This is a genomic window from Microcoleus sp. BR0-C5, from assembly GCF_036705045.1.
GTDB lineage: Bacteria > Cyanobacteriota > Cyanobacteriia > Cyanobacteriales > Microcoleaceae > Microcoleus.
In genome coordinates, this window is record NZ_JAUBTR010000125.1 from 1 (window position 1) to 10,245 (window position 10,245).

Genomic DNA, 10,245 nt, shown 5'->3' on the forward strand with positions numbered 1-10,245 from the left:
GGATTTTAAAGTCCCAAAAGCCTTTCGACCCCAATTATTTGACTGCTACCCCTTGACAGGTCAAGACAGTATCTACAATTGGGATAAATTTTGGTTGGGTGGGGCGGGTTTAGGAGATTATGGGTTTTAGGCAATTATTGTTGGTAAAACCCGCCCCTACAATTGGGATAAATTTTGGTTGGGTGGGGCGGGTTTAGGAGATTATGGGTTTTAGGCAATTATTGTTGGTAAAACCCGCCCCTACAATTGGGATAAATTCTGTTCTATAAAATCATGTCTAATTCACTGTTAATCAATTTGTCCTTCTTAACACCCGAACCGACGGGAATCGGGACTTATGCAGCAAATCTTTTTCCCGAACTTCAAAAGCTAGAACCTACACTCCTTGTTTCCCAGCAAATTGACAATTATACTTGCCATCAAATTCCCGAAAATCTGACACCGGATCGAGGGCCGAAAGGACAAATTAACAGGCTGCTGTGGACTCAATTCAACTTACCTAAAATTTACAAAAAATTGCAGTCAAGCCTGATATTTTCCCCAATTCCCGAAGCACCTTTGTATTCCGGCTGCCGCTACATCGTCACAGTTCACGATTTAATTCCTTTGCGATTTTCCCAACGGTTTTCTCGATTAACAGCTTATTTCCGCTACTACATACCGCAGGTTCTGCGGCAAGCAGAACACATCATTTGCGATTCTCAAGCAACTGCGGCAGATGTTGCTAACTTTTTCCAAATTCCGCCTAAAAAGATGACCGCAATTCCCCTAGCTTGCGATAATATTAATTTTAGATATCTCGACTTGCCAGCCAAAAATTATTTTCTTTATACCGGCAGACACGATCCTTACAAAAACTTGGAAAGATTAATTGCTGCATTTGCCAGTTTACCCGATCGCGCAAATTACGAATTGTGGCTAGCAGGGCCTCCCAATGCCTACACGCCGCAGTTGACAGCACACGTTGAAGAATTAGGTTTACAATCTTTGGTAAAATTTCTCGGTTACGTTCCCTATTCTCAATTGCCCGTACTGATGAATCAGGCGATTGCCCTAGTTTTCCCTACACTTTGGGAAGGATTCGGCTTACCAATTTTAGAAGCAATGGCTTGCGGCACACCCGTCATCACATCCAACCTGTCATCAATGCCAGAAGTAGCCGGAGATGCCGGATTATTAGTCAATCCTTACAGCATCGGAGAAATAGCCGAAGCCATGCAAACAGTAGCCACAGATTCAAAAGTGCGATCGAACTTAAAAACTGCTAGTTTAGCCAGATCGTCTCAATTTAGCTGGAACAAAACCGGAAAAGCAACCGCCAACATCTTACAACAATATCTTTAAATCTTCCCTCTCTTCCTTTCTCCTCTCTGCGTCCTCTGCGCCCTCTGCGGTTAAACTCACATCTTGCACCATTGTCAGCAACAGGCAAGATGCCTGTTCCACAAAAGATAAATTTTCTTGTGGAACAGGCATCTTGCCTGTTCCTAAAAAGCTAATTGAGAATGGTGCAATATCTCAGGTTTAATAAAAAAATCCCAGCCCAAAACCGCAATCTACATATTATCCCATGCCCAATCCCCAATCCAACCTGCTCATCAACCTCTCCTTCCTAATTTCCAAACCAACCGGCTTAGCCATCTACGCCAAAAACCTATTTCCCCACCTAAAATCCCTCAACCCAACCTTACTCACCGCCGAAAATTTTCCCAATAACAACTGCTACCAAATCCCCGCCAACCTAACACCAGAACAAGGAACCAAAGGACACATCAACCGATTGCTGTGGACGCAAACCCAACTCCCAAAAATTTACAAACAGCTAAAATCTAACCTGTTATTTTCTCCAATTCCCGAAGCTCCTCTATTTGCAGGTTGCCGCTATATAATTACAGTACATGACTTGATAGCGCTGCGATTTCCCCGCCCCTTCGATCCTCTGACACCTTACCACCGCTATTACATTCCCCAAGTGCTGCGGCAAGCTCAACACGTCATTTGCGACTCGGAAGCAACTGCTAAAGATATCAATAATTTTTGCAAGATTCCTACTAATTTAATTACGCCAATTTTCCCCGGATACGATACCAGTTTTTTCCGTTTTTTAGACTTGCCAACAAGCAATTATTTTCTTTATATCGGTCGCCACAATCCTTATAAAAATTTGCAGCGACTTGTAGCAGCATTTGCTGCTTTGGCTGATAATTCCGAGTACGAATTGTGGATAGCAGGTTCGGAAGACAAACGCTATACGCCACTGCTGAAGGCGCAGGTTCAAGAATTGGGATTGGTCGATCGGGTAAAATTCCTAGATTACCTCCCCGCGACTGACTTGCCCAAAGTCATCAACCAAGCGATCGCCCTGGTTTTCCCCAGTCTTTGGGAAGGATTCGGCCTCCCCGTGCTCGAAGCAATGGCCTGCGGCACTCCTGTCATCACGTCTAACCTGTCTTCGATGCCAGAAGTGGCTGAGGACAGCGCATTGTTAGTCAACCCCTACAGCGTCGCGGAAATAGCCGCTGCTATGCAAGAGCTTGCAACGGATGCTAAAGTTCGATCGCACTTGCGGGATCTCGGTTTGGCTAGAGCAAAACAATTTAGCTGGGAAAAAACAGGCCTGGAAACTGCTGCTATTCTCGATCGATATCTTTAACGAAGGAAGAAGGAAGAGGGAAGAGGGAAGAAGGAAGAAGGAAGAGGGAAGAGGGAAGAAGGAAGTAGGCCGATTTAATGACCAATGCCCCATGCCCCATGCCCCATGCCCCATGCCCCATGCCCAATTCCCCCTCCCTCTGACAGGCTGAGTTAGGGACTGTAGACCCCTTTTACTTATTGATACCCAACTGATCGCCGCGCTTGTACTGCTGATAAGCAGCAAAAAACAGCCCGGCCAGAGTAACAAAGATTAGACCCAGAACAATACCTGAAAGCAGCGGTTCTACCATGAGAGCTCCTTAACGTTAAGATTTAACAACCTATTTTTAATATTACCAGCACTTACACAGATGAATTTTCCAAAAAGCGCCCTTCCGGGAGTCTCAGACCTTGCTCTCCCCGCTGCGAACGATTAAGCTATGTTATGAGAAATAAATTTTCTTGTAGATACTATTTTTAATTGAACTCCTTTGAATAACCAACTTGCCAGGAATGAAATTAAAAACCCGATCGAGCGACTTGCCATATTTGCGCTAGCGGTGTTGCTTGCCATCATGTTGGCAATTATCACAATACGTCAATTTCAAGTCGCCGATCCTTACGTCAAAAGCGTACTATCCCTCACGGGCAACCCGTTTCAGGGTTCCGCCATCTTTCAAATGAACTGTGCGGGTTGTCACATCTCCGTTTCAGACAGTCAAGTCGGGCCCAACTTGCACGGAGTGTCCGAGCGCAAATCCGAATTGGATCTGATCCGGCAAGTCACCAGCGGGCAAACCCCACCAATGCCGCAGTTTCAACCGAGTCCGCAAGAAATGGCCGACTTGCTGAAGTATCTCGAACAAATTTGACCAAAGAAGGGGAACGGAATTCGTTCCCCTTCTTTGGCAGAGCCTCCAAACCCATGCAAAGAGGCTCTGCTTCCCGCTAGTCCCTCTTTCCTGGGACGGCAGGCAAGTGTATGCTCGGTTTTAAATGCCGAGTTTGATCTGCAGACTAAACCAGCAAGCTAAAACTCTGAGCCGATAACTGGCTCGGCTGCACGCCCGTCAGTATAGCCAAAATCTGGTCGCTGTTGGCGATCGCGATCGCCGTCGAGCCATTAGTTTCGGTTAACGACAGTTGATTGAAGTCCAAGCCTCCCACCAACTCGATCGAATCAACTCCTGCAGTGAAGTTGAAAATCGTGTCAATTCCTCCGCCCGCTGACAAGACAAAGCCATTGCTGCCAATGCCACCGACGAGGGTATCGCTGCCAATGCCGCCAAAGAGCAAATCATCGCCGGTGTCAGCAAAGAGCAAATCATCGCCGCTGCCGCCAATTAAGCTATTGTTACCCTCACCGCCGCAGAGAGTGTCATTGCCTTGATCGCCAATGAGCACGTCGTCGCCAGCGCCTCCCAAAATTACGTCATCGGCTTTGCCCCCGTACAATAAGTCATTGCCTTCGTCGCCAGAAAGAGAGTCGTTGCCACGATTGCCATAAATCGTATCGTTACCGCGATCGCCAAAAATCAGGTCAAACCCTTTGCCACCAAAGAGAGTATCGTTATCGATCCCTCCGTAGACAGTATCGTTGGCTATATTGCCATTGATGTAGTCGCCGCCCCCTCGACCAAAGATCAAATCGTTGCCGCTCAACCCGAAGATAGAGTCATTGCCGACACTACCCACGATCGTATCGTCGCCGTTAGGGCCGTTGCTCACACCCGCTGAAGGAGTGCCCGCCTCATTGGGAGTAGCTATCCTGGGGAAGTTCTCAGGGCAAACCAAATCTGTCGGTACAGGTGGAGGCGTCGGCGTCGGTGCAGGTGGAGGCGTCGGCGTCGGCGCAGGTGGAGGCGTCGGCGTCGGCGCAGGTGGAGGCGTCGGCGTCGGCGCAGGTGGCGGCGTCGGCGTCGGTACAGGTGGCAATGGCAATGGCGGCGTCGGCGCAGGTGGAGGCGTCGGCGTCGGCGTCGGCGTCGGCGCTGGGAAGTTGCCGAAGTTGATGCCGGTGACAATAGCGCCTGAAGTTAGGGTGATGTCGGCCGGTTCGGGTGTGCTTTGGGTAAACCCAGTTTGGTTGACTTCCCTGACGCGGTAGGTTCCCGGCGTTAGGTTCGCGAACAGGTAGTTACCACTGTTGTCTGTGGTAGTAGTAACAGGAGCAGGAGCAGTTCCAGCTACGACATTGGTTAACTGAATTTGGAAATTGGGTAAACCCGGTTCTCCAGCATCCTGAGTGCCATTGTTGTTGGTGTCTTGGAACTTCAGACCTCGGATCGCCCCGGGTTGGGGCAGGAAGTTGCCGAAGTCAATGCCCGTGATGTTATCGGAGGGATTAACCGTAACGGGGGCGGGGTTGGGGGTCGTCTGCGTCCAGCCGTTTTGCGGGACTTCCCTTACCTGGTAAGTACCTGCGGGTATATCTCGGAGAGTGTAGTTGCCCGCTGCATCAGTGATGGTAGTCGGTTCGCCCTGCTGAAAGATGCCATCGGGATTGATACTGTCGAGGAATATTTGCCAGTTACCTAGCCCCAATTCTCCGGCATCCTTAACCCCGTTGTTGTTGAGGTCATTGAATTTTTGACCGCTGATAGTGCTCGACTGGAAGTTGCCGAAGTTGATATTAGCGATGTCTTGACCGCTGGTGACAGTGATGTCGGCCGGGTTGGGGGTAGTTTGCCTCCAAGTAGGCTGCAAGACTTCCCGCACCTTGTAGGTTCCTGCTGGCAAGTCGAGGAATTTGTAATTGCCTGCGGGATCTGTGGGGGTGTTCACTTCTCCTGTGTCGAGAGTGCCGTTATCGTTGGTATCGAGGAAGAATCTCCAATTGGGAAGTCCTAGTTCCCCGGTATCTTGTACCCGGTTGTTGTTGAGGTCATTGAACTTCACACCGCTGATGCTATTGGGCTTGAAGTTGCCAAAGTTGTTGTTTTGGGAGTCGGTGCCGCTGGTGACGGCGATCGTAAACGCGCCGGAAAGAGTAGGGGTGGCTGGGTTGACGGGGGGTAGAGTTTGCGTCCAGCCTGTTTGTGGCACTTCCCGCACTGTATAAGTGCCGACTGTAAGGTCGTCGATCTCATACTGACCCGTAGCATCGGTGATTTCGCTTTCTTCATCAGCATCGAAGGTGCCGTTATTGTTGGCATCCAGGTAGATTGTCCAGCCTCCTAGCGGTGGTTCTTCTGGCGCATCTTGGATGCCATTTTTGTTGAGGTCATTAAATTTGATCCCGCTGATTTTGCCTAGTTGGAAGTTGCCAAAGTCTTGAGCCGTAATGTTTGTGCCGCTGACCGGGTTAATTGTATAGGAAGTCGGGCCGGCGGTTTGTGAGAAACCAGTCGCTACGTCTTCTCTCACAAAGTGCCGACCGGAGCCGACGTTGGCAAAGCTGTACGTCCCAGCAGCCGCTGGCGCTGTCCCGGTAACTTGAGAGGCGATTTCCGCATCACCGCTATCTAAAGTGCTGTTATCGTTAGTATCTTTGAACAAGCGAATGGTAGTGCCGTTGAGGGGGGTGTCGTCAGCAGAGAAGCCGTTGCCTGTGAGGTCGGTGAATTTGGTGCCGCTAACGGTGATGTTTTGGAAAATGCCGAAGTTTTGACCGGTGACGGCAGTACCGCTTAGGGCGGTAACGGGAAGTGCGGCAGCGGGGAAAGAGATAGTGGAGTTGGCTGGGGCAGTGGCTTGTATCAGGTAATTGCCGGGGCCTATATCCGCGAATGTGTAATCTCCGGCTCCTGCAGTGGTTTGTGGAGTGCCCACAACCGTATCTGTGCCGACTTCTAGCGTGTTGTTGTTGTTGGTGTCTTTGTATAAAGTGACCGTGACGCCGTTTAATGTGGTGTCGGTGGGAAGGTCTAAGACTTTGTTGCCGGCGACATCGGTGTAGGTTTTGCCTGCGATCGATGTCAGTTGGAAGTTGCCGAAGTTAGCACCGGTAACATCAGCAGTACCAGTCGTCACCGTTGGTGCCAAAGTCTGCACCCAATCGGTTTGTAACGTTTCTGCGATCGCTGTATTGGCCTTAGTATCCGTGAGAGTGTATTGGCCGAGAGTGGCAGCAACCGCAGATGTTACATTAGTCTTCGTACCTGCGGTAATAGTCCAGCCGCCTAGACCTGGTTCAGTTGCCGCGGCACCTTGCAGGCTATCCCCGTTAAGGTCGTTGAATTTCTGACCCACGACCACAGGGCCGTACTCGTAAGCACCGATGTCAACACTAGGTTTGCTGACAAGAGTATTGTCGATTTTCCTAGGGAAACCTGTACCGCGTTGGTCAGTAGTTAAACCGGCCGCTGTTGCGTCGGCGCTGTTGCCACCGCCAATGGCTTGGTTAGTGCTAGTTGTGACCGGGCTGTTATCAACTAGGGCAAGGGTGAAAGGAGCCGGAGCCGTTGCGCCATTCAATCCGGCAGAGCTGACTGGTGCTAATACATTTGTCAAAGCACCGGTTAGTTGCTGAGTCGCTGTAAAACCAGTGCTACTGCCGAGAACCCCAATTAGGTTGTTGTTCCCGGTGAATGTCCCGGTAACATCTGTGTTGGTAGTAGCAACGTTGCCAGCGACGATCGTGTTTTTGACTGAAACTGTACCGCCGTTGTTGTAAATTCCTCCGGCATTAGCAATCAGACTAGCCGGTGTGCCAACTGTCGCGGCTGTTGCAGAGTTATAAGCGATCGTGTTGTTAGTGAGGGTAGCTGTAGCACCTAAGTTGACGAAAATTGCGCCACCAGCAGCTTGACCGGCACCTGCGGCAACATTACCAGCATTGCCACCCGTAACTGTGTTGCTATATAAGGTGCTGTTGGTCATGGTCAAAGTGCCACCGCCAACAAAAATCGCGCCGCCTAAACCTGCACCGCCGCCACCAAAGCCAATAGCACCTGCACCGCCAAAAGTGCCCCCTGCGCTTGCACCATTGCCACTACCGCCACCGCCGCCGAAGCCGCCAGTGCCGCCAGCGCCGATAGCACCAGGCGCCGCACCTGTACCAAAAGTACCGCCAGCACCACCGCCGCCACCAAAGGTGCCAGCACCGCCAGCACCGCCATTGCCACCATTACCTTGAGTACCACCACCCCCAGCACCGCCACCGCCACCGGCACCACCACCACCGCCGCCACTACCGACAACGCTACCAGCGCCACCAATGCCGCCAGTACCGCCAGTACCGCCAGAGAAAGTTGCAATACCTGTACCACCATTACCACCTGTACCACCATTACCGGCAGGACTGCCAGCTCCACCGGCAGTACCCGGTTCGCCATTTTCTCCATTTCCGCCAAAGCTAGGACGACCGTCGCGGCCATTTGCTCCATTTCCACCGGGTGTGCCTCGAAAAACAGTAGCCAAATCCGCGCTACCACCCTTGCCACCATTCCCCGCCGCACCTGCACCGCCAACGGCAGAGTTATTAGAAAAAGTAACTCTGTCAACTGTGACTGTACCGCTGTTGATAAAAAGTGCGCCACCTAAGCCCGCAGCGCCACCACCACCGGTGGTTCCCGCGTTGCCTACTGCTTTTGCGGAATCAATGGTGAGGTTTGAGATGTTAAATGTTGTGTTATCAACTACGAAGGCACGGTTGTTATTGCCGCTGATCTTGAAACCACCGCCAACAATAGTGGTGGTGTCGGTAATTCTCGGCAATTGCCCTGCGAGGGTAATATCGGCAGTGAGAGTGATCGTGTCAATGCCACTGTTGATGTTGGCAACATTGATGGCATTTACCAGTCCGTTAAAGTCGCCAGTCGTTTGGTTCAAGTCAGCCAGTACGCCACTGTAAGCTTCCCTCGCCTCTGCCGAAAATGCCAAAGGTGTTTCTATGTTGCCAGTAGTTACTTCGAGTTCCCAGTCTCCACCCAACGCAGCATTCCCAGTCAAGTTATCGGAAGCGGCAATATTTGCCCCGGTGAGCTGGCTCAGCCTTTGGACGAAGGCGACACCGGCTTCTGTGGCGGCGACGTTGCAACCGTAAAGTAGAATTTCGGGTTTAGCTGTAATTGAAGAGTTCGAGTTTGCTTCGGCTGCTGGCAAAGCAAACCATTTTTCTAAATAATTGCGGTAGCTTTCAATGTTGCACAGATTTAGTTCTGTCGCTCCCAGTTGTAAGCTGGCTGCTGCGCCGTGAGACAAAATGTGGACGGCTGCAATGTTTTTCCGCTGTTTAAGTGTTTCGGCGATTTGCTCGATGCCGTCGCGATCGGCATTGAGAATAACAATTTCTGTATCGGGATTGACCGTTTCTGTTAAACTTTCGCAATCTTTAACTTGTGAATCTGCAAAAACTATCTGGTGTTTCCGTTCTTGATAGAGTTCCACGTTCAAATTCTCCTGGTACACGCACACATCAAATTCATATCACAAACCAACCGCAGCAATGATCGATCTTTTTCCAGCGCGGATGAGAGTCGTTGGCGAAGCCCTCGAAGAGGATCGCCCCTAATTTAACCTAAAGGGAATATTGACAAAAAATTTTTTTTATGCACCATGCCCTAACTGAGTTAGTGTGATTGTTTAGAAGTTTTAAAGGGGGATATTGTTCCGGCTGTTACAACAATGTTGGAGAAGACGTGCGCGCTGTTTATTGATATACCAGAGATGAAGAAAAGACCAGATTTTATAAAAATTGTCAATCGAATAGTTAACTGATGACGATCGATATTTGTTAATCAAGAGTCATCAGTCACGGTTATTAGCTGTAAGCTGGTGTTATTTGGTAGTTGGTGGCTGCTGAATGATCTGTATGTGCGATCCTCTTCGAGGGCTTCGCTAACGAACAACTCCACTCAAATTGCTTGGTAGGGAGGAATGCAAGTTTTCTGAGTTTTATGAAGGCTTGCATTCCTCACGAGAACCTTGATAAATGTTATTTATCAGGCAGAGATAGGCTGACTTATGAGTAACATTCCGGGAGACTATTAGAATCAATAAACTGACTCAAAAAATTAAAATTAGGCGGACAGTCCAGAATATTAACTCCTCTGCCATTTGAGTGCGTCCAAGACTCACTAATTACCAAGTTTCTTCATCGGAATCATTGGAATTACTCCAGATTTCCACATCTAAATCATTGAGATAAATCAGAGCAGTTTCAATCTGTTTACTTGTACCGTTAAGTTCCAAGTCAAACCAACCGTCATCTAAAGTTTTAACACCCAACAAAGCAGCATTAAAATTCACCGTCAAACCGTATTCAGAAATCAGGTTAGAGATTACAGGTTCCTGATGGTATTCTTTAGGAATACGAATGCGAATGCGCGTTTGAGTTGGTCTCTTGTCACCACTATCAGATTTGCGAATATCTGATTCTTGGGTTTTGTGAAAATTGTCGATCGCCTCAAATTGAGATTCGCTAGTGTTGTGATCTAACATTTGGGACTCCTAATTTTTGTTTCAGTTTACATTTTGTACCAATATCTTGTAGGGTGCGTCGCTGCGAGATTTTCGAGATCCCAACCAGATGGCCGATAGCGTCGCACCATACTAATGACTGGTTTGAGGGATGAGGTTCACAGCGCGCACCCTAATGACTAATGACTAATGACTAATGACTAATGACTAATGACTAATGACTAATGACTAATGACTAATGACTAATGA

At 49.3% G+C, this 10,245-nt stretch carries 7 protein-coding genes; 3 read left to right on the top strand and 4 right to left on the bottom strand.

Features of this window, described 5'->3' with window-relative positions:
* The first annotated feature begins 273 nt into the window (after positions 1 to 273).
* Positions 274 to 1,344 (top strand): glycosyltransferase family 1 protein, encoded by a 1,071-nt coding sequence (locus QUB08_RS30435; protein WP_333229845.1) that lies wholly within the window; start codon positions 274 to 276, stop codon positions 1,342 to 1,344.
* On the opposite strand, the gene QUB08_RS30440 is transcribed toward QUB08_RS30435, so the two are convergent.
* Positions 1,327 to 1,476 carry a hypothetical protein gene (locus QUB08_RS30440; protein WP_333229847.1) on the bottom strand — a complete coding sequence of 50 codons (150 nt, stop codon included), beginning with the start codon at positions 1,474 to 1,476 and terminating at the stop codon, positions 1,327 to 1,329. The two genes, QUB08_RS30435 and QUB08_RS30440, sit on opposite strands and share 18 nt — an antisense overlap.
* Before the next feature lie 94 nt (positions 1,477 to 1,570).
* On the opposite strand from QUB08_RS30440, the gene QUB08_RS30445 reads away from it, so the two are divergent.
* Positions 1,571 to 2,653: a glycosyltransferase family 1 protein gene (locus QUB08_RS30445; RefSeq protein ID WP_333229849.1), complete on the top strand. Its 1,083-nt coding sequence runs from the start codon at positions 1,571 to 1,573 to the stop codon at positions 2,651 to 2,653.
* Positions 2,654 to 2,825: 172 nt separating this feature from the next.
* Here QUB08_RS30445 and petG read toward each other — a convergent pair whose 3' ends face one another.
* Positions 2,826 to 2,945 carry a cytochrome b6-f complex subunit V gene (petG, locus tag QUB08_RS30450; protein ID WP_006632329.1) on the bottom strand — a complete coding sequence of 40 codons (120 nt, stop codon included), beginning with the start codon at positions 2,943 to 2,945 and terminating at the stop codon, positions 2,826 to 2,828.
* Between the two features lie 180 nt (positions 2,946 to 3,125).
* On the opposite strand from petG, the gene QUB08_RS30455 reads away from it, so the two are divergent.
* On the top strand, positions 3,126 to 3,506 hold the full coding sequence (locus tag QUB08_RS30455) for a cytochrome c (protein ID WP_333156793.1): 381 nt from the start codon (positions 3,126 to 3,128) through the stop codon (positions 3,504 to 3,506).
* A 145-nt stretch (positions 3,507 to 3,651) separates the two neighbouring features.
* Here the strand turns inward: QUB08_RS30455 and QUB08_RS30460 are convergent, their stop codons facing one another.
* Together QUB08_RS30460 and QUB08_RS30465 are read right to left on the bottom strand one after the other, a co-directional pair.
* Positions 3,652 to 8,964, bottom strand: a complete 5,313-nt coding sequence (locus tag QUB08_RS30460; protein WP_333229851.1) for a DUF4347 domain-containing protein — start codon at positions 8,962 to 8,964, stop codon at positions 3,652 to 3,654.
* A 693-nt stretch (positions 8,965 to 9,657) separates the two neighbouring features.
* Positions 9,658 to 10,017 (bottom strand): NIL domain-containing protein, encoded by a 360-nt coding sequence (locus tag QUB08_RS30465; RefSeq protein WP_333229853.1) that lies wholly within the window; start codon positions 10,015 to 10,017, stop codon positions 9,658 to 9,660.
* Between the last annotated feature and the right edge of the window lie 228 nt (positions 10,018 to 10,245).